This window comes from Streptomyces sp. NPDC028368, from assembly GCF_055565615.1.
The window spans coordinates 195,853-222,600 of the sequence record NZ_JBVHTY010000006.1 but is presented as its reverse complement, the minus strand read 5'-3'; the positions used below and the strand labels follow the sequence as shown (position 1 = coordinate 222,600).

The following is a 26,748-nucleotide window of genomic DNA, read 5'->3' as shown; positions in this document are numbered from 1 at the left end:
CTTCTTGGAGCACACCATGAGCGACACCCCCACCACCTCCTCGCACGGCCACGGCACTTCCTCCCACGGGCATGGCCCGTTCATCGCGGCGATCGACCAGGGCACGACCTCCAGCCGCTGCATCGTCTTCGACAAGGACGGCCGGATCGTTTCGGTCGACCAGAAGGAGCACGAGCAGATCTTCCCGAAGCCGGGCTGGGTCGAGCACGACGCGACCGAGATCTGGACCAACGTCCAGCAGGTCGTCGCCGGCGCCGTCGAGAAGGCCGGGATCACCGCCGCCGACGTCAAGGCCATCGGCATCACCAACCAGCGCGAGACCACCGTGCTCTGGGACAAGAGCACCGGTGAGCCGGTCCACAACGCCATCGTCTGGCAGGACACCCGCACCGACGCGCTCTGCAAGGAGCTCGGCCGCAACGTCGGCCAGGACCGCTTCCGCCGCGAGACCGGCCTGCCGCTGGCCTCCTACTTCGCGGGCCCGAAGATCCGCTGGCTGCTCGACAACGTCGAGGGCCTGCGCGAGCGCGCCGAGCGGGGCGAGATCCTCTTCGGCACGATGGACTCCTGGGTCATCTGGAACCTCACCGGCGGCGTCAACGGCGGCCACCACGTCACCGACGTCACCAACGCCTCGCGCACCCTCCTGATGAACCTGCACAACCTCGCGTGGGACGACAAGATCCTCACGTCGATGGACATCCCGGCCGCCCTGCTGCCGGAGATCAAGTCCTCCGCCGAGATCTACGGCACCACCGCCGAGGGCGTCCTCGCAGGTGTCCCCGTCGCCTCCGCGCTCGGCGACCAGCAAGCCGCGCTCTTCGGCCAGACCTGCTTCGCGCAGGGCGAGGCCAAGTCCACGTACGGCACCGGCACCTTCATGCTGATGAACACCGGCCATGAGCCCGTCAACTCCTACAACGGCCTGCTGACCACCGTCGGCTACCGCATCGGCGACCAGAAGCCGGTCTACGCCCTGGAAGGCTCCATCGCCGTCACCGGCTCGCTGGTGCAGTGGATGCGGGACCAGATGGGCCTGATCAACAGCGCGGCCGAGATCGAGACGCTGGCCAGCACGGTCGACGACAACGGCGGCGCCTACTTCGTGCCGGCCTTCTCCGGCCTGTTCGCCCCCTACTGGCGCTCCGACGCGCGCGGTGTCATCGCGGGCCTGACCCGCTATGTCACCAAGGCGCACATCGCCCGCGCCGTGCTCGAGGCCACCGCCTGGCAGACCCGCGAGATCACCGACGCCATGACCAAGGACTCCGGCGTCGAGCTGACCGCGCTCAAGGTCGACGGCGGTATGACCTCCAACAACCTGCTGATGCAGACCATCTCGGACTTCCTGGACGCGCCCGTGGTGCGCCCGATGGTCGCCGAGACGACCTGCCTCGGCGCTGCCTATGCGGCCGGACTGGCCGTCGGCTTCTGGTCCAGCACCGACGAACTGCGCGCCAACTGGCGCCGGGCCGCCGAATGGACCCCCCGGATGGATGCGGCCACCCGTGACCGCGAGTACAAGAGCTGGCTCAAGGCCGTCGAGCGGACCATGGGCTGGATCGAGGACGAGGAGTAAACATGAGCACCCTGCAGAGCGTCCCGGCACTCGGGACGCACCCGGCCAACGGTTCGCACGCGAGCCGCGCCGAGACTCGGGAGCAGCTTTCCAAGGCGACGTACGACCTCCTGGTGATCGGCGGCGGCATTCTGGGCATCTCCACCGCCTGGCACGCCGCCCAGGCCGGACTGCGGGTGGCCCTGGTGGACGCCGGTGACTTCGCCGGCGCCACCTCCTCCGCCTCCTCCAAGCTGCTGCACGGCGGTCTGCGCTACCTGCAGACCGGCGCGGTCAAGCTGGTGGCGGAGAACCACTTCGAGCGTCGTGCGGTGTCCCGCCAGGTGGCACCGCACCTCGCCAACCCCCTGACCTTCTACCTGCCCGTCTACAAGGGCGGCCCGCACGGCGCGGCCAAGCTCGGTGCGGGCGTCTTCGCCTACTCCGCGCTCTCCGCGTTCGGCGACGGCGTCGGCCACGTCATATCCGCGGCCAAGGCGCAGCGCGACGTTCCCGAGCTGCGCACGGACAACCTCAAGGCCGTGGCCGTCTACGGCGACGACCAGATGAACGACTCCCGGATGGCCCTGATGACCGTCCGCGCGGCGGTCGCGGCCGGCGCCACGGTCCTCAACCACGCCGAGGTCACCGGGCTCCGCTTCACCCAGGGCCGGGTCACCGGCGCCGAGCTCAAGGACCGCATGGACGGCCAGGAGTTCGGCGTCAGCGCCCGCCTGGTCCTCAACGCCACCGGCCCGTGGGTCGACCACCTGCGCAAGATGGAGGACCCGAACGCGGCCCCCTCCATCCGTCTTTCCAAGGGCGCCCACCTGGTCCTCAAGCGGACCGCCCCCTGGAAGGCCGCGCTGGCCACCCCGATCGACAAGTACCGCATCACCTTCGCCCTCCCCTGGGAGGACATGCTGCTGCTGGGCACCACGGACGAGGAGTACGAGGGCGACCCGGCGGATGTCGCGGTCAACGAGAAGGACACCGCCCAGATCCTGGACGAGGCCGCCTTCTCCATCCGCGACCAGCAGCTCTCCCGTGACCTGATCACCTACTCCTTCGCGGGTCTGCGGGTGCTGCCCGGCGGCCCCGGCAACACCTCCAAGGCCAAGCGCGAGACGGTCGTCACCGAAGGCAGCGGCGGCATGCTGTCGGTCGCCGGCGGCAAGTGGACGACCTTCCGTCACATCGGCCGCACGGTCATGAACAAGCTCGCCGCGCTGCCCGGCCACCCGCTGGCCGAGGACATGGAGCCGATCTCCCACCTGCCGAAGAAGCTCCCGCTCCCGGGTATCGCCAACCCGAACGCGGTCGCCCACCGGCTGCTGGTCGACGGCGGCACGCCCGGCCCGCGGATGGCCCCGGAGACCGCCCGCCACCTCGCCACCCACTACGGTTCGCTGTCCTTCGACATCGCCCGGCTGGCCAACGAGAACCCGGCGCTGGCCGAGCGCATCCACCCGGACGCGCCGGAGATCTGGGCGCAGGTCGCCTACGCCCGCGACCACGAGTGGGCCGAGACGGTCGACGATGTGCTGCGCCGCCGTACGACGCTGATGATCCGCGGGCTCGACACGGAGGATGTCCGGGCCAAGGTCAAGGACATGCTGGCGGGCTGAACCGGACCGATCCGCTGACGGCGCATCAAATCGCCGTGCGGTGAACGACGATGGGGCGGGCCCGTGGCCCGCCCCATCGTCGTCTCCGCATGCGGTTGTCCACAAGCTCGCGGCCGGGATGGTCACTGTCAGTGACGGCTGCGATGATGGTCACCGAGACGGATCGACGGGGGGACTGCGATGGCTCGGTGGACGCTGCGGCGTACGGGGAAATGGGCGGCCTGGGTGGTGGCCGTGCTGGTCGTGCTGCCGGTGACGCTGGCGGCGACGGCGCTGCGCGCCCAGTACGCGGGGGCGGCCGCGCCGGAGGCCACGACGCGCGGACGGGACGCCTTCTGGCTCGGGCACGCCTGGGTGGACGGGCGGCGGGACGACTCCGATGTGGCCGCGCTGCGCCGGCGTATCGAGGGCACCGGAATCCGTGATCTCTACGTCCACGCCGGGCCGTTGGAGCATGACGGCACCCTGCCGCCCGCCCGTAAGGCCTACCCGCGGGCGCGCCGGCTGATCGCCGCGGTGCACCGCGAGCTGCCGGCGGTCAGGGTGCACGCCTGGCTGGGCGACCGGCTGGTGTACGAGGCGGGCGAGCGGGGCGGGTTGCGGCTGTCGGATGCCGCGGCCCGCAGGGCGATCGTGGCGAGCGCCCGTCAGGTGCTGGCGGACGGGTTCGCCGGGGTCCATCTGGACGTGGAGCCGCTGCACTCCGACAACGCCGACTATCTGCACCTGCTCGATCGCCTCGGGCCCGCCGTCCACAGCCGGGGCGGGATCTTGTCCGTAGCGGTCCATCAGATCGATCCGCTGCCCGGACTGCACACGGCCACGGGGGCGGTGACGGGCCATCGCAAATGGCTGTCCCAGCGGTTCTTCGGGCAAGTGGCGCGCCGTGTCGACCAGATAGCGCTGATGTCGTACGACACCGGACTGCCGACGGAGAGCCTCTACGGCGGCTATCTGGCGCAGCAGACCCGGCTGGCGCTGGAGGCGACCGGGTCGGGCACCGATCTCCTGATGGGGCTGCCCTTCTACCACACCGACGGCATCGGCCATCATGCCTCGGCGGAGACCGTACGGGCCGCGGTGCGGGGCATACGGCTGGGGCTGACCCGCGAAGATCTGGGCCGGCGGCGGTTCGGGGTGGCGTTGTATGTGGATTTCGCGGCCACGGAGGAGGACTGGTCCGCGTACGGGAGCGGCTGGGGAGGGCGTGGCAGGTCATAATGGCCCCCAGACATCGGATGTCTGCGCGCCGGCCTGGGCCTACGGCCCCTGCGGGCGGTGCGGCGGCATCCGGGCGGGTCCGAGCGGGGAGGGCGGCCATGGCGGTCACCGACGAGGCCATCGAGAAGATCAAGGGAATGATCGTCTCCGGCGCGCTGCGGCCGGGCGACCGGCTGCCGAAGGAGAGCGAGCTGGCGGCCGGGCTCGGCCTCTCCCGCAACTCGCTGCGCGAGGCGGTACGCGCGCTCTCCCTCATCCGGATCCTGGACGTCCGCCAGGGCGACGGCACCTACGTCACCAGCCTCGATCCCCAGCTCCTGCTGGAGGCCATGAGCTTCGTGGTGGACTTCCACCGCGATGACACGGTGCTGGAGTTCCTCGCCGTACGCCGGATCCTGGAGCCGGCCGCGACGGCGATGGCGGTCGGCCGGATAGCCGGGGAGGAACTGGACGCCCTGGAGGAGCAGTTGAACGCGCTGGGCCCCGAGCCGTCCGTCGAGGACCTGGTCGCCTGCGACCTGGAGTTCCACCGCGGGATCGTCTCCGCGTCCGGCAACTCCGTGCTCTGCTCCCTGCTCGAGGGCCTGTCCGGTCCCACCACCCGGGCCCGGATCTGGCGCGGCCTGACCCAGAAGGACGCGGTGGCCCGCACCCTCACCGAGCACCGCGCGATCATCGGCGCGCTGCGCGACCGGGACGCGGAGGCGGCGCGGGCCTGGGCGACGGTGCACATCGCCAGCGTGGAGCAGTGGCTGCGCGCGTCACTGTGACTGCCGCCCCCACTGTGCCGCTCCTCGCTGTGCCACCCCCGCTGTGCCGCTCCTTCTCGCCTGCCGCCCCTCCCCCGCCGCCGTGTTCCTCAGGCCGCGAAGCCCCCGTCGACCGTGATGGTGGCGCCGGTGATGTACCGCCCGCCCTCGCCCGCCAGGTGGGCCACGGTCGCCGCGATGTCCGAGGCCCGACCGTAGGAGCCGAGCGAGGTCAGTCCGGCCTGCGTCGATGCGCTCTCGCCGTCGGCCGGGTTCATATCGGTGTCGATCGGGCCGGGCTGCACGAGGTTGGCCGTGATGCCGCGCGGTCCCAGCTCCCTGGCCAGCGTCTTGGTCAGACCGACGAGCGCGGCCTTGCTGGTGGCGTAGAGGGTGCTGCCGGGGATGACGACCCGCTCGGCCAGACAGCTGCCGATCGAGATGATCCGCCCGCCCTCGCCCAGATGCGGGGCCGCGGCCTGGGTCACCAGGAAGGGCCCGCGGACATTGGTCACCAGCACCCGGTCGACGTCCGCCACGGAGAGCCCCTCGAACGGTCCGACCACGTTGATGCCGGCGTTGTTCACGAGGATGTCGAGCCTGCCTAACTGGTCGGCGACCCCCGCGACCGCGGCCCACACCTCCTCCGGGTCGGCGCTGTCCGCCCGTATCGCAAAGGCCCGCCCGCCGTCCCGCTCGATGCGCGCGACCACCTCTTGGGCCAGGTCCTTCCGGCTCCGGTACGTCAGCGCCACCGCGGCGCCCTCGGCGGCGAGTCGCACCGCCACCGCTTCCCCGATGCCCCGGCTCCCGCCGGTCACCAGCGCCACCCTGCCGCCGAGCGGCCGTATGCCGGAGGCCGTCACCGCTGTCGCCATCCTCATCACCTCGTACTTCTCGATCGTGTCGGGTCCGTGCGCCGCACCCGTTCGTGGTTGCGGCACGACTCCAGCGTCCGACGGCACGGCGGGCGAAGCTGGCGGAATCCGGACGGGAAGTCGACGGGCCCGGCACGGCGGGGCCTCGCCGCGCGGCCGCGGCCGGGCCCCGCCCGGGGCGGGCCCCGCCCCGCCGTCAGACCCCGCCCGGCGCCCCGATCCCGTAAACCCGCTCCGCCGTCCCCCCGAACACCGCCGCCCGCTCCGCCTCCGTGAGCCGGCCGGTGGCCGACTCCGCCAGGGCGAGGACGTCGTCGTAGTCGGCGGCGAGGGTGCACACCGGCCAGTCGGAGCCGAAGAGGAGGCGGTCGGGCCCGAAGGCGTCAAGGATGTGACGGGCGTAGGGCAGGATCTGCTGGGGGCGCCAGGCGGACCAGTCGGCCTCGGTGACCAGGCCGGAGAGTTTGCAGGTGACGTGCGGGTGACCGGCCAGCGCGGCGATCCCGTCGGCCCAGGGCTGCCAGGCGCCCGTGGCGATGGCGGGTTTGGCGGCGTGGTCGAGGACGAAGGACAGGCCGGGCAGGGCGCGTACGGCGGCCTCGGCGGCGGGGAGTTCGCGCGGGGTGACCAGGAGGTCGTAGACCAGGCCCGCGTCGGCCAGGATGCCCAGGCCGCGCAGGACCTCGGGGCGGGTGAGCCATGCGGGGTCCGGCTCGTCCTGGACCTGGTGCCGGATGCCCACCAGGCCGCGGGGCAGCGCCGCGAGGACGTCGGCGAGCCCGGGATCGGTGAGGTCGGCCCAGCCGACGACCCCGCACACCGGCCCGTCCCCGGACGCGAGTTCCAGCAGATCGGCGGTCTCGTCGTACGAGGACGAGGACTGGACGAGGACGGTGCCCTCGAGGCGGTGCGCGGCCAGATGCGGGGTGAGGTCGGGCAGCGCGTAACTGCGGCGGATCGGGTCGGCCCACGGCCCGTCCATCCACGGCTGGCCGCGGCGGGTGAGGTCCCACAGGTGGTGGTGGGCATCGATGCGCATCAGGCTCCCGGTGCGGTGAGGGGCAGCGGCAGGTCCGGGGCGAGCAGGCCGCGTGCGACCAGTGTGTGCCACAGCGCATCGGGGATGTCCCGGGCGAACAGGGCGGCGTTCTGCCCGGCCTCCTCCGGCGTGGCGGCCCCGACGACGGCCGAGGCGACGGCCGGGTGCGCGAAGGGGAAGCGGAGTGCGGCGGCCATCAGCGGTACGTCGAACTCCGCGCAGACAGAGGCAAGTTGACGCGCCCGGCGGAGGAGGCCGGGGGGCGCGGGCGCGTAGTTGTACGGGGCCCCGGGGGACGGGTCGGCCAGCAGGCCGGAGTTATAGACGCCGCCGACGACCACCGAGGTGCCACGGCGCTCGCACACCGGCAGCAGATCATCGAAGGCGGTGCGTTCCAGGAGGGTCCAGCGGCCCGCGCACAGAACGACGTCCACATCGAGGTCGGACACGAGGCGGGCCAGGACATCGCTGTGGTTCATGCCGAAGCCGATGGCGCGCACCAGCTTCTGGTCCCGCAGCTCGGCGAGGGCGGGGAAGCCGGTCCCGTACACCTCGGGGAGATGGTCCTCGACGTCGTGGAGATAGACGATGTCGACGGCGTCCACGCCCAGCCGCTCGAGGGACGCCTCGAGGGTGGCGCGGATACCGTCGCGGGTGAAGTCCCGTACCCGGGCGCGGGCGGGGGTGTCCACGAAGCCCTGGCCGTCGGCCTCCTCCCCCGGTGCGAGCGGGCGCAGGCGGCGGCCGGCCTTGGTGGCGAGCGTGTACGTCCTGCGGTCGCGGCCGCGCAGCGCCCGGCCGAGGCGTTCCTCGGAGAGGCCGAGGCCGTAGTGCGGGGCGGTGTCGAAGAAGGCGGCGCCGGTGGCGAAGGCGGCGCGGACGACGTCCTGCGCACGCTCCTCGGGGACGGCACGGTAGAGGTTGCCGAGCGGCGCGCAGCCCAGCCCCAGGGGCGGGACGGTGACGCCGGTGTGCCCCAACTCCCGTGGCCCGTAAGGGGGATACGACATGGTGCGGGAACCTCTCAGTCCTGCTTCTCGCCGCTGGTGAAACGGGAGATGACCAGCGCGATGATGATGATCATGCCGTTGAGGAACTGCGTCCACAGCGGCGGCACGCCGCCCAGCGTCATCACATTGATCACGAGTTGGAGCGTCAGCACGCCGGTGAGCGCGCCGAAGAGGGTGCCGCGGCCGCCCTTGAGGCTGATGCCGCCGATCACCGCGGCGGCGAAGACCTGGAAGATCCAGCCGTTGCCCTGCGAGGCGGACACCGCGCCGTAGTGGCCGGTGTAGAGGATCCCGGCGAAGGCGGCGAGCACCCCGCCGACGGCCAGCACGATCCAGGTGATGCGCTCCACCCGTACACCGGCGGCGCGGGCCGCCTCCGGGTTGCCTCCGATGGCGTACAGGGCGCGCCCGTGCCGCAGATAGCCCAGGACCGCGCCGCCGAGCGCGAAGAGGGCGAGGCAGATCCAGACGGCGGCGGGGATGCCGAGCCAGTCGGCCTTGCCCAGATAGGCGAAGGACGCGGGGACATTGCCGATGGACTGGCCCTCGGAGATGCCCACTTGGAGGCCGCGCAGCATGGTGAGCATGCCGAGGGTGGCGATGAAGCCGTTGACCCGCAGCTTGAGGATGAGGAAGCCGTTGGCGGCGCCGACCGCCGCGCCGACGGCCAGACAGAGCGGGATCGCCGTCCAGGCGGGGAAGAGCTCGAGACCGGCGAAGCGGGCGCCGTGGGCGGGCATCACCAGCCACAGCGCGATCACGGGGGCCAGCCCGATGGTCGACTCCAGCGACAGGTCCATCCGCCCGCTGATCAGGATGATCGCCTCGCCGAGCACCAGCAGCCCCAGCTCCGTGGACTGCTGCACGACGCCGACGAGGTTGTCCTCGGTCAGGAACGCGGGCGAGACGATGAAGCCGATGACGCCCAGGACGAAGATCACCGGTACGAGGGAGAAGTCCCGCCAGCGGGCGAGGTCCACCCGGGGGCGGCGGCCGGCGGGGGGCGGTTCCTTCGCCCGGGAACTCGGCGGCGATGCGGTGCCGGCTGATGCGGTGTCGGCCGGTGCTGTGCCATTTGATGCGGTGTCGGTCGATGCGGCCTCGGTCATGGCGCGGCGCCTTCCCTATCGTTCATTCCCTTCCTGCCTTCCGTGCCTTTGCTGCTTCCGTGCCTTCCGTGCCTTCCGTGCCGTCCGTGTCCGGTGTCCGCGGGCCGTCCGCCGCGTCCCCGCCCGCCATGCCCTCCATGGCCGCGACCAGCTCGTGATCGCGCCAGCCGGCCGCGAATTCGGCGATCACCCGGCCGTGGAAGACCGCGAGCACCCGGTCGCAGATCCGCAGATCGTCCAGCTCGTCGGAGACGATCACGGCCGCGCGCCCGCCGTCCGCGACCTGGCGTACGACTCCCAGCAGCGCGTCCTTGGACTTGACGTCCACGCCGTTGGTGGGCCGTACGGCGACCAGCACACCGGGGTCACGGGCCAGTGCGCGGGCGATCACGACCTTTTGCTGATTGCCGCCGGAGAGCCCGGACACCGGCTGGGCGGGCCCGGTGGTCTTGATGTCCAGCGAGGCGATCATGCGGCCGGCGAACTCCCGGGTTCTGGAGGGCAGTACGGTCCCCAGCGGCCCCAGCTGGTCGGCGACGGTCAGGGTCGCGTTCTCGGCGACGCTGCGGCCCGGGATGAGTCCCTCGCGGTGCCGGTCCTCGGGTACGTAGCCGATGCCCGCGTCCAGGGCGTGCGGGACGCTGCCCGTACGGACCGGCCGGCCGCGCACCGCGATCCGGCCGCCGTCGGGTGTCCGCAGCCCGGCGAGGGTCTCGCCGATGGCGGTGTTCCCGCTGGCCGTGGCGCCCGCCAGGCCCACCACCTCACCGGCCCGGACGGTCAGGTCCAGCGGCTCGAAACGGCCCTCCAGCGCCAGCGCTTCGGTGCGCAGTACCGGCTCCCCCACCGTGCCCGCCGCCGCCCGTACCCGCCGCGCCGCGCCGGCCTCCTCGCCCGTCATCGCCGCGACGAGCGCGTCCTTGGCCAGTTCGGAGACCGGGGCGGTCAGCACATGGCGGGCGTCGCGGAAGACGGTGACGGTGTCGCACAGCTCGTAGACCTCCTGCAGATGGTGCGAGATGAACAGGAAGGCCACCCCCTGGGCGCGCAGCGAGCGCAGTTTGGTGAAGAGCCGGCCGATGCCGGCCGCGTCGAGGCGGGCGGTGGGCTCGTCGAGGATGATCAGCCGGGCGCCGAAGGACAGTGCGCGGGCGATCTCCACGAACTGCCGCTGTTCGACGCCCAGCTCCCTGATCCGGGCGGCCGGGTCGACCTCGACGCCGTATTCGGCCAGCAGCTCGCGGGCCCGCTCGCGCAGTGCCCGCCAGCGGATGGCGCGCCGGCCGGTGAAGCGGCCCAGGTAGAGGTTCTCCGCGACGGTCAGTTCCGGCACGGTCATCGACTTCTGGTAGACGCAGGCGACCTTGCGCTGCCAGGCGGCGGTGTCGCCCCAGCCGGGCGCGGGCTCGCCGCCGAAAGTCACCGCTCCGGCGTCCGGCCGCTCCATGCCGGTCAGAACGGACACCAGGGTGGACTTTCCCGCGCCGTTGCGGCCGACGAGGGCGTGCGCCTCCCCCGGCCGTACGGTCAGACCGGCGCCGTCGAGGGCGACGGTGGGCCCGTAGCGTTTGACGATCGCCTCGGCACGGACCGCGGCCCGGTCGATCCCGGCCGCCACGGCTACTTCTTCTTCTCTAGCTGGTTGGCCCACAGCTTCTTGTCGTCGGCGTTGGCCTTGGTGACCAGGGGCGCCGGCAGCTGGTCCTCCAGACCGTTCTTGATCTTCACGATGGTGGAGCCGTGGTCGGTCGGCCCCGGCCGGAAGGTCTTCCCCTCCAGGCTCGCCTTGGCGTAGTACAGCGCGTACTTGGCGTAGAGGTCGGCGGGCTGGGAGAGGGTGGCGTCGATCTTGCCGGCGCGGATCGCGGCCAGCTCGTCCGGTATGCCGTCGTTGGAGATGATGGTGATGTGGCCCTGGGTGCCGGCGGGCCGCAGGAGCTTCTTCTGCTCCAGAAGGGCGAGGGTGGGCTGCAGGAAGGCGCCCCCGGCCTGCAGGTAGATCCCGTCGATGTCCTTGTGCTGGGCGAGCAGGCTCTGCAGCTTGGCGGAGGCGACCTCGCCCTTCCAGTCGGTGGCGAGCTCGTGCACGGTGATCTTCGGGAACTTCTTCTTCATGCAGGCCGCGAACGCCTGCGAGCGGTCCCGCCCGTTGATGGAGCTGAGGTCGCCCTGCAGCTCGGCGACCCGGCCCTTGCCGCCCAGCCGCTTGCCGAGGTAGTCGCAGGACTTCTCGCCGTACGCGCGGTTGTCGGCCCGTACGACCATGTAGACCTTGCCCTCGTCGGGGCGGGTGTCCACGCTCACCACCGGGATCTTCTTCTCCGCCAGGCGCTGCAGTTCCGCGGTGATGGCGCCGGTGTCCTGCGGGGCCATCACGATCGCCTTGGCGCCCTGGTCGGTCAGCGCCTGCACATTGGAGACGACCTTGGCGATGTCGTTCTGCGAGTTGGACAGGGGCAGCGCCGAGACCTCGCCCTTGTCCAGGCCCTTTTCGATGTACTGCTGGTAGGAGTTCCAGAAGTCGGTGTCGGTACGGGGCATGTCGATGCCGACCTTGCCGCCCGCGGCATCGCTGCCGCGGTTGCAGCCGGCGAGCGCGGCGGTGGCGAGCAGCACGGCACAGGCCGCCGCGCCGGTCGTACGCAGTCTCATGGTGGTCCCTCGGTCGTGGTGTGCGGCTGTTACGGGTCAGGTGGCAGGGCGCAGGCGCAGTCCCTGCATGCCGCCGTCGACGGCAAGTGCGGTGCCGGTGATGGCGGCGGCGGCCGGGGAGGCCAAGTGGGCGATGGCGGCGGCCACTTCGGCGGCGGTGACCAGCCGGCCCATCGGCTGACGGGCGTTCAGGGCGGCGCGTTCGGCGGCCGGGTCGGCCGCCTGGCCGAGGAGGCGGCCGACCCAGGGGGTGTCGGCGGTGCCGGGGTTGACGCAGTTGACCCGGATGCCCTCGCGGACGTGGTCGGCGGCCATCGCGAGGGTCAGCGAGAGGACCGCGCCCTTGCTGGCGCTGTACAGGGCGCGCTGCGGGAGGCCGGCGGTGGCGGCGATGGAGCAGGTGTGGGTGATGGAGACGCTGCCCGGCGCCCCGGCGGCGGCGCGGCGGAGCGCCGGGAGCGCGGCGCGGGCGGTGCGGACCAGGCCCAGCACATTCACGTCCAGGACCCGGCTCCACTCCGCGTCGTCGTTGTCCTCGACGGTGCCGACGGCGCCGATTCCGGCATTGCCGACAAGGGTGTGCAGGGTGCCGCCCAGCTCCCGTACGGCGTCGTCGACCGCGGCCCGTACGGCGGCACCGGAGGTGACATCGGCCGTGACCTGGAGCGTTCCCGGGGGCGCGCCGGACGGGTCGCGGTCCAGCACGGCGACCCGGGCGCCGCGCGCCAGCAGCAGGGCGGCGGTGGCCGCGCCGATGCCGGAGCCGCCACCGGTGACGAGCGCGGTCATCCCCTCGAAGTCGGCGAGCTGCCGTCCCTCGCTCATACCGGGACCTCCTGCTCGTGCGGTTTGAGGCGGGAGCGCCATACGGGCCCGTCCGGGAACCGGTGGGCCGCGACGGATGCCGGCTTCATCCGGGCCGAGAAACCGGGCGCGGCCGGGGCGCGGTAGCGGCCGCGCTCGACGACCACGGGATCGGTGAAGTGGTCGTGCAGATGGTCGACGTACTCGATGACCCGGTCGTCCCAGCTGCCGGACACCGCCACGTAGTCGAACATCGCCAGGTGCTGCACCAGCTCGCACAGCCCCACCCCGCCGGCGTGCGGGCAGACGGGCACGCCGTACTTCGCGGCCAGCAGCAGAATGGCGAGGTTCTCGTTGACCCCGGCCACCCTGGCCGCGTCGATCTGGACGAAGTCCACGGCGCCGGCCTGCAGCAGCTGCTTGAAGACGACGCGGTTGGCGACATGTTCACCGGTGGCGACCTTCACCGGCTGCCCGGAGCGCACCGCCGCGTGCCCCAGGACGTCGTCCGGGCTGGTCGGCTCCTCGATCCAGTGCGGGGTGAACGGCGCCAGCGCGGTCATCCAGCGGACCGCTTCGGCCACGTCCCAGCGCTGGTTGGCGTCCACCGCGATCCGTACGCCGGGGCCGACGGCCTCTCTGGCCAGCCGCAGCCGCCGGGTGTCGTCGCCGAGGTCGGCGCCCACCTTGAGCTTGATCTGCCCGAAGCCGTCGGCGACCGCTTCCTTGGCGAGCCGCACCAGCTTGTCGTCGTCGTAGCCGAGCCAGCCGGGCGAGGTGGTGTACGCGGGGTAGCCCTCGGCCTTGAGGCGGGCGACGCGTTCGGCGCGGCCGGGCTCGGCGGTGCGCAGGATCGCCAGCGCCTCGTCGGGCGTGAGCGCGTCGGTCAGGTAGCGGAAGTCGACGAGCGAGACCAGCTCCTCGGGGGTCATCGCGGCGAGGAACTCCCACACCGGCAGGCCCGCGCGGGTGGCCGCCAGATCCCATGCGGCGTTGACCACCGCGCCCGCCGCCATCTGCATGACGCCCTTCTCCGGGCCGAGCCAGCGCAGCTGGGAGTCATGGGTGAGGTCGCGGTGCAGGGCGGCGAGGTCGGCGGCGGTGGCGGGCACCGGGCGGCCGACGAGATACGGCGCCAGCGCCCGGATCGCGGCCGCCATGACATCGTTGCCGCGGCCGATGGTGAAGCAGAAGCCGTGCCCCGGTGGTCCGCCGTCGGTGCCCAGCACGAGATAGGCGGCGGAGTAGTCGGGGTCGGGGTTCATGGCGTCCGAGCCGTCGAGCCGCTCCGAGGTGGGGAAGCGGACGTCGTGGACCTCCAGCCCGGTCACGGTGTCGTCTGCGGCCATGCGCACGCCCCCTGAGAGATCGCGGAACACCGGGTTGCCGCGGAAAGAACATCGGACCTTTCGCGGTCATCCGATGTATAGACCCGCGCCCGAGACCGCGTCCAGACCTCGTACGGAAGTTGAGCGGGTAACAGCGAGCATCCCCGCAACAGGTCGGATGAATCAGCACCCGTTCGTGCACAGGGGCTGCGGGTGGGCGGCGCGGACGCCGTAGTGTTGGGGACGCACGCAATGGAACTGCAACCGGTGGCCGCACGGAGCGGCCGGGCCGGTCGGAAGGAGGCGCTGGGTGATCGAGCTCGAGGGGGTACCCGAGCTGATCGACCCGGTCATGGTGGCCGCGTTCGAAGGCTGGAACGACGCCGGCGACGCCGCCTCCGCCGCGGTCGCACATCTGGACCGGGAATGGAAGGGCGAGGTCTTCGCCGCGCTGGACGCGGAGGACTACTACGACTTCCAGGTGAACCGCCCGACCGTCTTCCTGGACGGCGGTGTACGCAAGATCACCTGGCCGACGACCCGGCTCTCCGTCGTCCGGGTCGGCGACGCGGGCGGCAAGGGGCGCCGGCGCGACCTCGTCCTGGTCCGCGGCATCGAGCCCAGCATGCGCTGGCGCTCGTTCTGCAACGAAATCCTGGGCTTCGCCCATGAGTTGGGCGTGGAGATGCTGGTGGTCCTGGGCGCACTGCTCGGCGACACCCCGCACACCCGGCCGGTCCCGGTCAGCGGCGTCACCTCCGACGCGGATCTGGCGGCCCGGCTCGACCTGGAGGAGTCGCGCTACGAAGGCCCTACGGGCATCGTCGGCATCCTCCAGGAGGCGTGCACCCACGCGGGCGTCCCGGCGGTGAGCCTGTGGGCGGCGGTGCCGCACTACGTCTCCCAGCCGCCCAACCCGAAGGCCAGCCTGGCGCTGCTCAACCGCCTGGAGGACCTCCTGGGCATCAGCATCCCGCTCGGCGAGCTGAGCGAGGACGCCCGCGCCTGGCAGCTGGGCGTGGACCAGCTGGCGGCCGAGGACAGCGAGGTCGCCGAGTACGTCCAGTCGCTGGAGGAGGCCCGGGACACCGCCGAGCTGCCGGAGGCGTCCGGCGAGGCCATCGCCCGCGAATTCGAGCGCTATCTGCGCCGCCGTGATCCCCAGGCCGGGCCGGGCCTGGCGAGCGAGGGCGGCGCGGTGGCCGACGGCCGCGACGGCTCGTATCTGCGCGATACCTCCAGCGGCCGCACCCGGCCGCCGCGCCCGGTGTCCAAGGAGCCGAAGGAGCCCTTCGAGCCGAAGGACCCGAAGGATCCGCACGAGCCCAGGTCCGGCCAGGACAAGGGCACTTCGGATGCCCCGGAGACGTCCGACGACCCGGACGGCGGTCCGGACGGCGGCCCGCGGGACAACGGCAGCTGACGTCCGCCCGGCGGTGAACTCCCGCCCGCCGGGCCGCAGTTCAAGGTCCCCGCGGCGTCCCTTACGGTGCTTGGGTGACCAAGAAACTGATGACCCGATTCGCCGCCACCCTCACACCCCTGCTGGCCCCGGACGAGCATCTGCTCGACCTGGCGGCCGTGGTCCCCGTATCGGGAGCGAACGGCGTCGGGTTCGGGCCGGGCGCGGCGCTCGGCAACAAGCTCGCGCGGGTCGGCGCGGTGCGCGGCGACGCGGACAGCCTCGCCCGCGCCCTGCCCACCGAACGCCCGCCCGGCCTCCCCCGCACCCTGTTGTGGGCCGGCAGCCACCGGGTCGGCCTCGCCGCTGCCGTCGCCCCGGGCAGGGAGGCTCACTTGATATGGGCCGTGCCCCGCCACGAGATCGCGCACATCGAACGGCGGCCCCGTCTGCAGCTGATGGCCCGCTTCCGGCTGCACTTCCGCGACGGCTCGTTCCTGGCCTTCATGACCCTGCGGCGCGAGAACGCCGACTCACTGGCGCGGGCCGTCGCCGACCAGGCCGTGTAGGGGAACTGATGGTCCTCGCCTGACGCCTGACGCTTGCCGCCCGAGGCCCGAACCCGGCGCCGTACGCCGGGTCGACGCCACGGTGAGGGGCGGCGCCCTGGGATAAATCCATTGGAACGGGCGCCGGGTGGGCGTGGCAGGCCTGCGCGGTGATATTCGAGCCGGCCCCACGCTCTTCGAGCTGGGACGAGGTGGATCCCGCCGGGGCCGACGACCCCCAGGACACGCTCGCCCTCGCCCGGCACGTCGACCTCCACCTCACGGAGACCCGACGCAGGGCTGCCTCGGCGCAGTGGTACGCAGCCCCCGTCGAACCCGTCTCCCCCCGACCGCCGGCCTGACCGCCGTCACCATGGCACGCCGGGCCAAGACGTCCGGCAGGTCACGGCCATTCATCGAAAAGGGGCGCCCCCGCCGCTCGGCGGAAGCGCCCCGGGGGCGGTAGGGGGTCAGTGCGCGGGCGTCACAGGGCCACGCCGAGGAGCGCGTCGACGGCGCGCGAGACCAGGCCGGGTGCGCCCTCGTCGGTGCCGCCGGCGGCCTGCTGCGCGGCGGCCCAGCGGTCCACGGCCGCGAGGGCGGCCGGGGAGTCCAGGTCGTCGGCCAGCGCCGTACGGATCTCCTCCAGGAGGGCGTCGGCGGAGGGGCCGTCGGGGCGGGAGACCGCGGCACGCCAGCGCGCCAGCCGCTCCGCGGCCTCCTCCAGCACCTCGTCGGTCCACTCCCAGTCGGCGCGGTAGTGGTGGGCGAGCAGCGCGAGACGGATCGCGGCCGGGTCGGTCCCGTCGCGCCGCACCTTCGACACGAAGACGAGGTTGCCCTTGGACTTGGACATCTTCGCGCCGTTCAGGGCCACCATCCCGGCGTGGACATACGCCTTGGCGAACGGGTGCTCGCCGGTCAGCGCCTGGGCGTGCGAGGCGCCCATCTCGTGGTGCGGGAAGGCGAGGTCGGAGCCGCCGCCCTGGACGTCGAAGCCCATGCCGAGGTGGTCCAGGGCGATCGCGACACACTCGATGTGCCAGCCGGGCCGGCCGCGGCCCAGCGAGCCGCCGTCCCAGCTCGGCTCGCCGTCGCGGGCGGCCATCCACAGCATCGGGTCGATGGGGTTCTTCTTGCCCTCGCGCTCCGGGTCGCCGCCGCGCTCGGCGGACAGCAGCCGCATCGCCTCGGCGTCCAGGCCGGAGACCTCGCCGAAGTGCGGGTCGGAGGCGACGGAGAAGTAGACGTCGCCGTCCAGCTCATAGGCCGCACCCGCGTCGCGCAGCCGTTCCACCAGCGGCACGATGCCGGGTATCGCCTCGACGGCGCCTATGTAGTGGCGGGGCGGCAGCATCCGCAGGGCCGTCATGTCCTCGCGGAAGAGGGCGGTCTCGCGCTCCGCGAGCGCCGTCCAGTCGTCACCCGTGGCGATGGCCCGCTGCAGCAGCGGATCGTCGACGTCGGTGACGTTCTGCACGTAGTGAACCTGGCGCTTCGTGTCGAGCCACACGCGCTGAACAAGATCGAACGCGTTGTAGGTCGCCGCGTGCCCCATGTGAGTGGCGTCGTAGGGCGTGATGCCGCAGACGTAGATACGGGCGACGGGACCAGGGGCGAGGGTCACCCGTCCGCCGGTCGCGGTGTCGTGGATCCTCAGGTCGCGGCCCTGGCCAGGCAGGGCGGGGACCTCAGAAGCGGGCCATGCATGCATGCCTTGAGCGTAACCGGACGCATGTTCCGCATACGAACCGGACCGGTGGTCTTGGCCGAATTCGCGGTCTTGTGTTCCGCGGCGAAGCGTGCTTGCGGGCGATCGGTGGCCGTGCGCCGGATCAGACCGGCGGCCAGGGAATGGCGGGCCAGTCACCGCCCGGCTCGGGGTGCCTGCCGGTGCTCAGCAGCGCGGCCACCCGCCCCCGCAGCGCCTCGATCTCGGCATCCGTGATCAGTTCCGCCAGTCGGGCGGCGAGCGGCGCCGCGTCCTTCAGCGCCTCCTGAAGGCCGCGCAGGACCTCCAGCGCCTCCTCGGTCAGCGGCTCCCCCGCCCAGCCCCACAGCAGCGTGCGCAGCTTGTCCTCGGCGTTGAAGGTGACGCCGTGGTCGATGGCGAAGAGCCGTCCGCCGGCGCCGGGCAGCAGATGGCCGCCTTTGCGGTCACCGTTGTTGATCACGGCGTCCAGTACGGCGAGCCGCCGCAGCCAGGGGTGGTCGGCGTGCACCAGCAGCGCGGTGCGGCCCTCGCCGATGTCCGCGAAGCCGACCGCTTTCCAGCCCGGCCCCGGCTCCTCGTCCTCCACCAGGGCCAGCAGTTCGGGTACCTCGGCCCCGTCCCCCTCGGGCGGCTCGATCCACTCCTGAACCATGCCGGTGCCGTACGGGCCGTCGCGCAGCACCGTCGCGGGGATCAGGTCCCATCCGGTGGCCCGGGAGATCTCGTAGGCGGCGACCTCGCGCTGGGCGAGCGTGCCGTCGGGGAAGTCCCACAGCGGGCGCTCGCCGGCGACCGGCTTGTAGACGGCGGAGGCGGTACGGCCGTCGCGCTCGACCGTGCAGTAGAGCACGGCGTTGGACGCCTCGCGGATCTGGCCGCGGACGGTCAGCTCGCCGTCGGCGAGAAAGGCGTCGCCAAGGGCTCCGGCGGGCTCCTGTGCGGCCTGCGGCGGGTCCGCCGGCGCGGGCAGGGCCGGATCGACGGCGGGCTCCATGGCGCTCAGGCGTCCCGTCGGTATCCGTTCTGGCGCGGGCATACGTGTCCCTCCGGGTCGAGCGGCAGGCTGCACAGCGGGCAGGGCGGGCGGCCCGCGTTGACGACTTCCAGGGCCCGCTTGGCGAATGCCCTGGCCATCATTCCGGTCAGCCGCACCCGTAGCATCGGCGGGCCGTTCTCGTCGTCCTGGAGGAGCCGCTCCTCGGCGTCGGCGAGGTCCTCGTCGCTCTCGGCCTCCAGCTCGACCAGCGCCTGCGCCTCGACGATCATGCGCTCGTCCTCGCCGTCCCAGGCGAGCGCCATGGTGCCGACCCGGAACTCCTCCTCGACCGGCGATTCCAGCGGGGCGGTGTCGGACAGCTCGGTGGGCGAGACGGCGGGCACCGGGGCGTTGCCGCCGCTGCGCCGTACCACCTCGTCCAGCAGTTCATCGATCCGCTCGGCGAGGGCCGCGACCTGGGTTTTCTCCAGGGCGACGCTGGTGGTGCGGCCGGCCGCGGTGGCCTGGAGGAAGAAGCTACGGCGCCCAGGCAGCCCGACCGTACCGGCCACGAAGCGGTCCGGCGCGTCGTAGAAGAACACCTGACGGGACAACGTCCTGCTCCGATTGCTCGACTTCGGGGGCACTGCGGTCGCTGCGCGGTCCTGCGGTCGTCGTGCGGTTCACAGGGATACGGCAGAGCAGCGCCGTCGCACCACCCTACTGCGCCGACTGATCACGGTGCTCCCGCACCGCCCCCCAGAGCCGCGTCCCGCCCGGCCGCGGCCGGGGCGCCGTCCTCGGGGGGCACCAGGGAGGCGAAGTCACCGGTGTCGCCGAGGCGTACGAGGTAAGGCCGTAGCCGGGTGTAGCGGATCGCGGTGACCGAGCAGGGCTCGACGGAGATCCGCTGGAAGAGGTCGAGGTGCATGCCGAGCGCGTCGGCGGCGAGGGATTTGATGATGTCGCCGTGCGAGCACATCAGATAGGCCGCCTCGGCGCCGTGCCGCTCCTCGATGCGGGCGTTCCACTCCCGTACGGCGTCCACCGCGCGGGCCTGCATGGCGCGCATCGACTCGCCACCGGGGAAGGCGGCGGCCGACGGGTGCCGCTGGACGGTCTCCATCAGGGGCTCGTCGTTCAGCTCGGCCAGTTTGCGGCCCGCCCAGTCCCCGTAGTCGCATTCGCTGATCCGGTCCTCGGTGTACAGCGGCAGACCGGGGCGATCGGCCAGCAGCGGCCGCAGGGTCTCCTGACAGCGCTGCAGCGGGCTGGAGACGGCGGCGGCCAGCGGAATGTGCGCCAGCCGGGCGGGGAGCGCCGCGGCCTGGGCGGCGCCCCGCTCGTCGAGGGCGACGCCGGGCAGCCGTCCGGCGAGCACTCCGGAGGTGTTGGCGGTGGAGCGGCCGTGCCGCACCAGGATCAGCGTGGGCATGACCGCAACCCTACGTGCCCGGCGGCTCTTCCTGGCAGGCCGCCGGGTAACGGGTGAGAATGCCAGGTGTGATCGTGGACTGCGCCGTCTACCGGGAAGGTCGCCGCATCGAGTGCGCGACCGACTTCTCGCATGCCCTGGACGAGGCACGGGCAGAAGGCCACTCCTTCCTGTGGCTGGGGATGTACGAGCCGACGCAGGAGGAGTTCGACAGCGTCAGCAGCCAGTTCGCCCTGCATCCGCTGGCCGTCGAGGACGCCCTCAACGCACACCAGCGGCCGAAGCTGGAGGTGTACGACGACTCGCTGTTCCTGGTGCTGAAGCCGATCACCTACGACGTGAGCGCGGACACCGTGACGGCGTCGGAGCTGATGGTCTTCGTCGGCGACTCGTTCGTGGTGACCGTCCGCCATGGCGCGGCCAGCCCGCTGCGCGCGGTGCGCAAGCGGCTGGAGCACCAGCCGGAGATCCTGCGGCACGGCCCGACCGCGGTGCTCTATGCGGTCAGCGACGCGGTGGTCGACCACTACATCGAGGTCGCCACCGAACTCCAGCTGGACCTGGAGGAGTTGGAGGCCGAGGTGTTCTCCCCGGTCCGCGGCGACACCAAGAACACCGCGGCGGAGATCTACTCGTTCAAGCGCGAGGTGATGGAATTCCGGCGCGCCACGGGCCCGTTGGCGGAGCCGATGGCTCGCCTGCGCAACCCCGGGGTGCCGTTCGTGCACGACCACGCCCGGCCGTTCTTCCGCGATGTGGACGACCACCTCACCCGCGCGATCGAGTCGGTGGACGGCCTGGACCGGCTGCTCTCGGACATTCTCTCGGCCCATCTCGCGCAGATGGGCGTGCGGCAGAACGACGACATGCGCAAGATCTCGGCGTGGGCGGCGCTGGCCGCCGTACCCACTCTGATCGCCGGTATCTACGGCATGAATTTCGAGCACATGCCCGAGCTGAAGTGGCAGTTCGGCTATCCGGGGATCGTGCTGGTGATGGTCGCCATCGAGGTGTCCCTGTACCGGCTGTTCAAGCGGCGCGGGTGGCTGTGAGCGGGCCCGGCCCGGGGCGGCGCCGGGTCCCGGAACGCCGGTGTGCGGCTTCGGCCCGCCCTCCTCAGGCGAATTCCGGAGCCGAGGTGGCCGGCCCGCCCAGCGCGTTGCGCCGCTCGGGCATCCGCAGACCGACCATCCGCCGCCAGCCGAACGCCCGCTCATAGGCGTACACCCCCCAGATCGCGGCGGAGAGCACACCGGACTTGGCCGCCGGCCAGCCCAGGATGCGGCCCATGTGGGCCATCACCGTCAGGCTGACGTCGCGGTAGATGCCGATCTCGGCGAGCGCGCAGTCGCGCAGGATCCGCTGAATGGTCCGGCCGTGCCCGGCGCGGGCCAGCCGCAGCAGCTCCTCATGGCAGTAGGCGAGGTGATTGTCCTCGTCCTGGGAGATCATCCGGATCGCCTTGCCCACCTCGGGGTGGTCGCCGAAGCAGGACTTGAGCATCTCCATCTGGTCGGCGGCGCGCTGCTCGGTGACCCGGCTGTGCGCGAGGTAGGTGATGATGTCGAGCTCGGTGAGCGGCTCGTCGCGGCGCAGCTTGTCGTGGGCCAGGCCGATGCCCTGCCGCTCCAGGAGCATCGTGTAGTCGGTCGCCTCGGGGACGTGGGTGGGTGTCAGCCCGCGCTTGCGCATCAGGGCCTGGAAGATCCGGCCGTGCTTGTCCTCGTCGGCGCCGTGCCGGGTGACCTTGGGTGCCAGTGCGCGCATCGACGCGGGGAGCAGTGCGGCGATCCGGCCGTTCTCCCATCCGCCCTGGGACTCCCCGCTGGCCGCGATGGAGCAGAACAGACGGTAGGCATCGTCGTTGTCGACGATCTCCTGGAACACACTCCTGGCCGAGAGCATCCGTACCACCTTCCGGAAAGCCGCACCGCAGTCAAGTCAAATGCGGCCTTCCGGGAGCGGCAACCGCAGTGCCGGTTCATGCGCCCGTTCGATCTACCCGCCCTGTGGTGCAGGGGCGTAACCAGCACGCCATCAGGGCGTTGTGCTGCGTGACGGCCGTGGCGGGGAAGACCCCCGAGCCCCCACCACGGCCGCAGTGCTTCACCGGCCCGGCGCCCCTCGGCGCCGGGCCTTCTGCCGTCCTACGCCGGTGCCGCTCAGGCCAGTCCCGCGCGCTCCAGGGCCTCGGTGCCGGCCCGCAGCGACGCGAGCCGGTCCTCCAGCGTGAAGCCCGCCGGAGCCAGCGTCAGCGTGGTGACCCCGGCCGCCGCATAGGCCTGCATCCGCTCCGCGATCCGCTCGACGGAACCGAGCAGCGTGGTCTGGTCGATCAGCCGCTCCGGGATGGCGGCGGCCGCGCCGTCCTTGTCGCCGGACAGGTACGTGTCCTGGATCTCGGCGGCTTCCTTCTCGTAGCCCATGCGCCGGGCCAGCTGGTTGTAGAAGTTCTGCTTGCGGCTGCCCATGCCGCCGACGTACAGGGCGGTGTACGGGCGGAACATGTCGGCCAGCGCGCTGACGTCCTTGTCCGCACCGACGGCCAGCGGCAGCGTCGGGCAGATATCGAAGCCGTCCAGCGTCTTGCCCGCCTTCTCGCGGCCCGCCCGGATGGCGGAGATCGCGGTCTCCTCCAGGTGGTCGGCGGAGGGGAAGATCAGCAGTGCGCCGTCGGCGATCTCGCCGGTCTGCTGGAGGTTCTTGGGGCCGATCGCGGCGATGTAGAGCGGGATGTGCTCGCGCTCCGGGTGCACGGTGAGCTTGAGCGGCTTGCCGGGGCCGCCGGGCAGCGGCAGCGTCCAGTGCTCGCCCTCGTAGGACAGACGCTCGCGCGACATCGCCTTGCGGACGATGTCGACGTACTCGCGGGTGCGGGCCAGCGGCTTGTCGAACTTGACGCCGTACCACCCCTCGGAGACCTGCGGACCGGAGACACCCAGGCCCAGCCGGAAGCGGCCGCCGGAGAGCGAGTCCAGCGTCGCGGCCGTCATCGCCGTCATCGCGGGCGTACGGGCCGGGATCTGGAGGATGGCCGAGCCGATGTCGATGCGCTCGGTCTGGGCGGCCACCCAGGACAGGACGGAGGGGGCGTCGGAGCCGTAGGCCTCGGCGGCCCAGCAGACCGAGTAACCGAGGCGGTCGGCCTCCTGCGCCACCGCGAGATTGTCCGAGTCCATCCCGGCACCCCAGTAGCCGAGGTTGATGCCAAGCCTCATGCCGCTCCCCTTACTGATCAGTAACGTCGCTGTTGCGGGGACTCTAGCGCGCACCGCCTCCGGCCGTCATCGACGGGTTGTCCACAGGTCCCCTGATCCCGCCTCGCGGCGCGTAATCTCAAGGCCCATGGAGCAAAGGCACCTCGGCCGTACGGGCCTTCGCGTGTCCCGCCTCGGACTCGGCACCCTCAACTGGGCGCGCGACACCGACGAGCAGGAAGCCGCCGACCAGCTCAAGACATTCTGGGAGGCCGGCGGCACCCTCGTCGACACCGCCGACATCTACGCCGACGGCGGCGCCGAATACCTCCTGGGCCGGCTGATGGAAGGTCTCGTTCCGCGCGATGACCTGGTGATCGCCACCAAGGCCGGCAGCGTCCTGGAGGCGGACCGCCGCGTCGACGGCTCCAGACGCCATCTGCTCGCCGCGCTGGACGCCTCCCTGGAGCGGCTGGGCACCGACTGCGTCGACCTGTGGCAGCTGCACGCCTTCGACCCGCACACCCCTTTGGAGGAGACACTCCAGGCCCTCGACCTGGCCGTCACCAGCGGCCGGGCGCGCTACGTGGGCCTGGCGAACTTCTCCGGCTGGCAGCTCGCCAAGGCCGCCACCTGGCAGCTGGCGGCGCCCGGTGTACGCAACCGGCTGGCCAGTACGCAGATGGAGTACTCCCTGCTCCAGCGCGGCGTCGAGCGCGAGGTGCTGCCCGCCGCCGCCGACCTCGGCCTGGGCCTGCTGCCCTCCTCCCCGCTGGGCCGCGGCGTGCTCACCGGCAAGTACCGCAACGCCACACCCGCCGATTCGCGGGGCGCCTCGGAGCATCTGGCGCCGTTCGTCGCGCCCTATCTGGACGAGACGGCGGGCCGGGTCGTCGAAGCGGTGAGCACCGCCGCCGACGGACTGGCCGTCACCCCGCTCCAGGTCGCGCTCTCCTGGGTCCGCGACCGTCCCTCGGTCACCGCACCGATCGTGGGCGCCCGCACAGCGCAGCAGCTCAGAGCGGCATTGTCAGTGGAGACCCTTAGTCTTCCTGACGAGATCCGCCGGGCGCTGGACGATGTATCGGCTCCGGTGCACCACTATCCCGATCACGACTGGAGCACGCTGTGAGTACCGACCGCCTCGCCGGCGAGACCCCGCCCGAGCAGGAGGCCGCGCCCGGCACTACGGATGCCCAGCCGGCCGAGGACACCGCGCAGGCTCCGGGCGACGCGGCCGCGCAGACGGGTGAGGTGAGCGCCGGGGCAGCCGGCTCGGCCGCGGCGACGGCGGCGCAGCTTGCGGCGGCGGTCCGGGCCGTGGAGAGCGGCGAGCGGCCGGCCGCCTCGTTCTTCGCCGAGACGCCACGCGCGGCCAAGCCGGTCGCCGCCCGGCCGACGGAGCGCCCCCGTCCGGCACCGGAGGCGGCACCACAGCCCGCGGCCGGCCGGCCCGCGACCTCGGACGCCCCGGACGGCCCGGATGCCCCGCCGCCCACAGCCCCCGCCCCCGCTCCCCGTCCCGCCGTGCCGACGGCCCCCGGCATCGAGGGCGTACGGCAGATCCTGACGGCCGGCGGTGCGCCGCCGGCGCTGGCCGGGAAGACCGCCGAGGCGCTGGGCGAGCGGGCCGCCGAGACGCTGAGCGCCGACCCCTGGCAGCTGCTCGGCGTCCCCGGGGTGCGCCCCGAGCAGGCCGACGGCTTCGCGCGGGCACTGCTCGGCCCCGCCTGCGGCCCGGACGACGAGCGGCGCGGCCAGGCCCTGGTGCTGTGGCTGCTGGAACAGGCCGCCGTGGCGGGCCACTCCGCCCTGGAGGCGCCCGCGCTGCGCGCCGCGCTCGCCCAGCGGGCCGTCCCGGATCCCGATGACGCCCTCCAGACGGCGATCGCCGAGGGTGCGGTGCTGGTCTTCCAGGACGCGCTGGACACCCCGGGCCAGGCCCGTCCCGCGGCGAGCGAGGACGACGACGAGGAGCGGCCGGTACGGATCCTGCTCGGCCTGGACCGGTTCGCGATGGCCGAGGAGAGCGTGGCCGACGGCCTGGCACGGCTGCTCAACGCCTTCGAGGAGACGACCGGGGCGAACGGCCCGGACGCGAGCGACGGCGTGGACGCGGGGGACGGCCCGGACACCGAGACGGCCGACGCCGAGAGCGACGCCGAGAGCGACGAGGCCCCCGGCGAAACCGCCCCCCGGCCCGCCCGCCCCTCCGCCGCCGGGTGGGAGGCCGCGGCGGCCGCCGCCCCCACCCCGTCCGCCGCCGAACTGATCCGGGCCGCCGCGGGCAGCGGCCTGGTGGCGCACACCGGCGCCGAGGCGGCCCGCGCCGAGCCCGCCGCGCTCATCGCCGCCGCCCGCTCCCTGGGCCTGCGGGCCTACGGCGCCACCCACACCGAGAACGGCCGCCGGCGCCTGACGGCGCACCTCGCCGAGGCCTCGACCGGCGCGGCCGCCGAGGGCCTGGACGCGGCGGCGGTCACCGTATCCGGACTGCTCTCCGGCCAGGAGGGCCCCGGCCGGGACGCGGACGGCGCGCTCGCCCTCGACCTGCTGGTGGTACTGGACGCGCCGCAGCTGGATCTGGAAACCGCCGCGCTACTCGTCGAGTCGCTGACCGACGGCACCCGGCTGGTCCTCAGCGGCGACCCCGGCGTCCTGTGGTCCGCCGGTCCCGGCCGCCTCTTCGCCGACCTCCTCGCGGCCCGCTGCTGCCCCCAGGTCGCCTCCCGTACCCCGGACTTCGGCCCGATCGGCGAGCTGGTGTCGGGCATCGGCGTCGGCGAGCTGAGCCAGGTCGAGGCGCCCGGCAAGGAGGTGGTGATCGTCCCGGTGCGCGACGCCGGCGAGGCGGTGCACCGCACCGTCCAGCTCGTCGCCGACTCCGTACCCCGGGCGTTCGGCGTCCCCGCCGACCGGACCCAGGTGATCACCGTCGGCCACGGCGGCGCGGCCGGCACCCGCGCGCTGAACGCCGCCCTGAAGGAACGGCTCAATCCCGGCCCCGGCCGGTTCGGCGGTTTCGACCCCGGTGACCGCGTCGCCTACACCGCCGCGCTCGGCCGTACGGTCCCCGGTACGGTCACCGGCGCCGACGCCGCGGGCCTGAGTCTCGACTGCGACGGCACCGCCGTCGTCGTCCCACGCGAGCAGGTCGAGGCGGGAGCGGTTCGCCACGGCTGGGCGCTCACCGCTCATCAGGCGGCCGGCGCGCGGTGGCCCGCCGCGGTGGTCGTGCTGCCCGGCGACGCGGCCGAGGGCCTGACCCGCGCCTGGGTCTACACCGCCTTCAGCCGCGGCGAACGGCATCTCTCGGTCGTCCAGGGCGCCGACCAGGCCCTGCCGCGCGCGGTCGCCGAGGTCCCCGTGAAGGAGCGCACCAGCCGGCTGCGCACCCTGCTGCAGATGCAGGCCATGGAGGCCGCGACGGAGGCATCGGCGGAAGCCTGAGCCGCGCACACCGGCCGATGAAGCGCCGGGGCGGGGAGGACGGAACGGCG

At 72.6% G+C, this 26,748-nt stretch carries 23 protein-coding genes; 9 read left to right on the top strand and 14 right to left on the bottom strand.

Going from position 1 to position 26,748, the window contains the following annotated elements; genetic code table 11:
• Positions 1-16 precede the first annotated feature (16 nt).
• The 4 genes from glpK to ACZ4S3_RS16195 all read left to right on the top strand — a co-directional run bounded on the left by glpK (position 17) and on the right by ACZ4S3_RS16195 (position 5,177).
• Entirely contained in the window at positions 17-1,579 is a 1,563-nt protein-coding gene (glpK, locus tag ACZ4S3_RS16210; protein ID WP_467933315.1) for a glycerol kinase GlpK, read from the top strand.
• A gap of 2 nt (positions 1,580-1,581) precedes the next feature.
• Positions 1,582-3,186 (top strand): glycerol-3-phosphate dehydrogenase/oxidase, encoded by a 1,605-nt coding sequence (locus ACZ4S3_RS16205; RefSeq protein WP_467933311.1) that lies wholly within the window; start codon positions 1,582-1,584, stop codon positions 3,184-3,186.
• Positions 3,187-3,366: 180 nt separating this feature from the next.
• Entirely contained in the window at positions 3,367-4,407 is a 1,041-nt protein-coding gene (locus ACZ4S3_RS16200; protein WP_467933306.1) for a hypothetical protein, read from the top strand.
• Between the two features lie 98 nt (positions 4,408-4,505).
• On the top strand, positions 4,506-5,177 hold the full coding sequence (locus ACZ4S3_RS16195; protein WP_467933301.1) for a FadR/GntR family transcriptional regulator: 672 nt from the start codon (positions 4,506-4,508) through the stop codon (positions 5,175-5,177).
• Between the two features lie 89 nt (positions 5,178-5,266).
• On the opposite strand, the gene ACZ4S3_RS16190 is transcribed toward ACZ4S3_RS16195, so the two are convergent.
• The 8 genes from ACZ4S3_RS16190 to ACZ4S3_RS16155 all read right to left on the bottom strand — a co-directional run bounded on the left by ACZ4S3_RS16190 (position 5,267) and on the right by ACZ4S3_RS16155 (position 13,997).
• Complete coding sequence (locus ACZ4S3_RS16190) at positions 5,267-6,034, bottom strand: 3-oxoacyl-ACP reductase family protein (protein ID WP_467934223.1); 768 nt, start codon at positions 6,032-6,034, stop codon at positions 5,267-5,269.
• Positions 6,035-6,230: 196 nt separating this feature from the next.
• Positions 6,231-7,073 carry an amidohydrolase family protein gene (locus ACZ4S3_RS16185; RefSeq protein WP_467933297.1) on the bottom strand — a complete coding sequence of 281 codons (843 nt, stop codon included), beginning with the start codon at positions 7,071-7,073 and terminating at the stop codon, positions 6,231-6,233.
• Positions 7,073-8,083 carry an aldo/keto reductase gene (locus ACZ4S3_RS16180; protein ID WP_467933292.1) on the bottom strand — a complete coding sequence of 337 codons (1,011 nt, stop codon included), beginning with the start codon at positions 8,081-8,083 and terminating at the stop codon, positions 7,073-7,075. Before ACZ4S3_RS16180 ends, ACZ4S3_RS16185 begins: the two co-directional genes overlap by 1 nt.
• Before the next feature lie 14 nt (positions 8,084-8,097).
• Positions 8,098-9,192 carry an ABC transporter permease gene (locus tag ACZ4S3_RS16175; RefSeq protein ID WP_467933288.1) on the bottom strand — a complete coding sequence of 365 codons (1,095 nt, stop codon included), beginning with the start codon at positions 9,190-9,192 and terminating at the stop codon, positions 8,098-8,100.
• Positions 9,193-9,214: 22 nt separating this feature from the next.
• Positions 9,215-10,810: a sugar ABC transporter ATP-binding protein gene (locus ACZ4S3_RS16170; RefSeq protein ID WP_467933285.1), complete on the bottom strand. Its 1,596-nt coding sequence runs from the start codon at positions 10,808-10,810 to the stop codon at positions 9,215-9,217.
• Positions 10,811-10,812: 2 nt separating this feature from the next.
• Positions 10,813-11,844 (bottom strand): sugar ABC transporter substrate-binding protein, encoded by a 1,032-nt coding sequence (locus ACZ4S3_RS16165; RefSeq protein WP_467933280.1) that lies wholly within the window; start codon positions 11,842-11,844, stop codon positions 10,813-10,815.
• Between the two features lie 36 nt (positions 11,845-11,880).
• On the bottom strand, positions 11,881-12,669 hold the full coding sequence (locus ACZ4S3_RS16160; protein WP_467933276.1) for an SDR family oxidoreductase: 789 nt from the start codon (positions 12,667-12,669) through the stop codon (positions 11,881-11,883).
• Positions 12,666-13,997 carry an enolase C-terminal domain-like protein gene (locus ACZ4S3_RS16155; RefSeq protein WP_467933271.1) on the bottom strand — a complete coding sequence of 444 codons (1,332 nt, stop codon included), beginning with the start codon at positions 13,995-13,997 and terminating at the stop codon, positions 12,666-12,668. The genes ACZ4S3_RS16160 and ACZ4S3_RS16155 overlap by 4 nt, the downstream gene beginning before the upstream one ends.
• 289 nt (positions 13,998-14,286) lie before the next feature.
• On the opposite strand from ACZ4S3_RS16155, the gene ACZ4S3_RS16150 reads away from it, so the two are divergent.
• Together ACZ4S3_RS16150 and ACZ4S3_RS16145 are read left to right on the top strand one after the other, a co-directional pair.
• Positions 14,287-15,399 (top strand): PAC2 family protein, encoded by a 1,113-nt coding sequence (locus ACZ4S3_RS16150; protein WP_467933269.1) that lies wholly within the window; start codon positions 14,287-14,289, stop codon positions 15,397-15,399.
• A gap of 74 nt (positions 15,400-15,473) precedes the next feature.
• Positions 15,474-15,947, top strand: a complete 474-nt coding sequence (locus ACZ4S3_RS16145) for a hypothetical protein (protein WP_467933265.1) — start codon at positions 15,474-15,476, stop codon at positions 15,945-15,947.
• A 463-nt stretch (positions 15,948-16,410) separates the two neighbouring features.
• On the opposite strand, the gene mshC is transcribed toward ACZ4S3_RS16145, so the two are convergent.
• From mshC to ACZ4S3_RS16125, 4 genes are all read right to left on the bottom strand, one after another.
• Positions 16,411-17,640, bottom strand: a complete 1,230-nt coding sequence (gene mshC, locus ACZ4S3_RS16140; protein ID WP_467933261.1) for a cysteine--1-D-myo-inosityl 2-amino-2-deoxy-alpha-D-glucopyranoside ligase — start codon at positions 17,638-17,640, stop codon at positions 16,411-16,413.
• Positions 17,641-17,761: 121 nt separating this feature from the next.
• Positions 17,762-18,634 (bottom strand): SCO1664 family protein, encoded by an 873-nt coding sequence (locus ACZ4S3_RS16135; protein ID WP_467934220.1) that lies wholly within the window; start codon positions 18,632-18,634, stop codon positions 17,762-17,764.
• Between the two features lie 5 nt (positions 18,635-18,639).
• Entirely contained in the window at positions 18,640-19,230 is a 591-nt protein-coding gene (locus ACZ4S3_RS16130; RefSeq protein WP_467933257.1) for a DUF3090 domain-containing protein, read from the bottom strand.
• A 122-nt stretch (positions 19,231-19,352) separates the two neighbouring features.
• Positions 19,353-20,051, bottom strand: a complete 699-nt coding sequence (locus ACZ4S3_RS16125) for a histidine phosphatase family protein (RefSeq protein WP_467933253.1) — start codon at positions 20,049-20,051, stop codon at positions 19,353-19,355.
• A 59-nt stretch (positions 20,052-20,110) separates the two neighbouring features.
• Here ACZ4S3_RS16125 and corA point away from each other — a divergent pair, with 59 nt between their 5' ends.
• Positions 20,111-21,103, top strand: a complete 993-nt coding sequence (gene corA / locus ACZ4S3_RS16120; RefSeq protein ID WP_467933249.1) for a magnesium/cobalt transporter CorA — start codon at positions 20,111-20,113, stop codon at positions 21,101-21,103.
• Between the two features lie 64 nt (positions 21,104-21,167).
• On the opposite strand, the gene ACZ4S3_RS16115 is transcribed toward corA, so the two are convergent.
• Together ACZ4S3_RS16115 and ACZ4S3_RS16110 are read right to left on the bottom strand one after the other, a co-directional pair.
• Positions 21,168-21,956, bottom strand: coding sequence for a ferritin-like domain-containing protein (locus ACZ4S3_RS16115; protein WP_467933246.1), 789 nt, complete (start codon positions 21,954-21,956; stop codon positions 21,168-21,170).
• Positions 21,957-22,213: 257 nt separating this feature from the next.
• Complete coding sequence (locus ACZ4S3_RS16110; protein ID WP_467933243.1) at positions 22,214-23,269, bottom strand: LLM class F420-dependent oxidoreductase; 1,056 nt, start codon at positions 23,267-23,269, stop codon at positions 22,214-22,216.
• Positions 23,270-23,396: 127 nt separating this feature from the next.
• On the opposite strand from ACZ4S3_RS16110, the gene ACZ4S3_RS16105 reads away from it, so the two are divergent.
• Together ACZ4S3_RS16105 and ACZ4S3_RS16100 are read left to right on the top strand one after the other, a co-directional pair.
• Positions 23,397-24,380, top strand: a complete 984-nt coding sequence (locus ACZ4S3_RS16105) for an aldo/keto reductase (RefSeq protein ID WP_467933239.1) — start codon at positions 23,397-23,399, stop codon at positions 24,378-24,380.
• The gene (locus ACZ4S3_RS16100) at positions 24,377-26,698 is read left to right on the top strand and encodes a helix-hairpin-helix domain-containing protein (RefSeq protein WP_467933235.1); all 2,322 of its coding nucleotides are present in this window, start codon (positions 24,377-24,379) and stop codon (positions 26,696-26,698) included. Before ACZ4S3_RS16105 ends, ACZ4S3_RS16100 begins: the two co-directional genes overlap by 4 nt.
• The last annotated feature ends 50 nt before the right edge of the window (positions 26,699-26,748 follow it).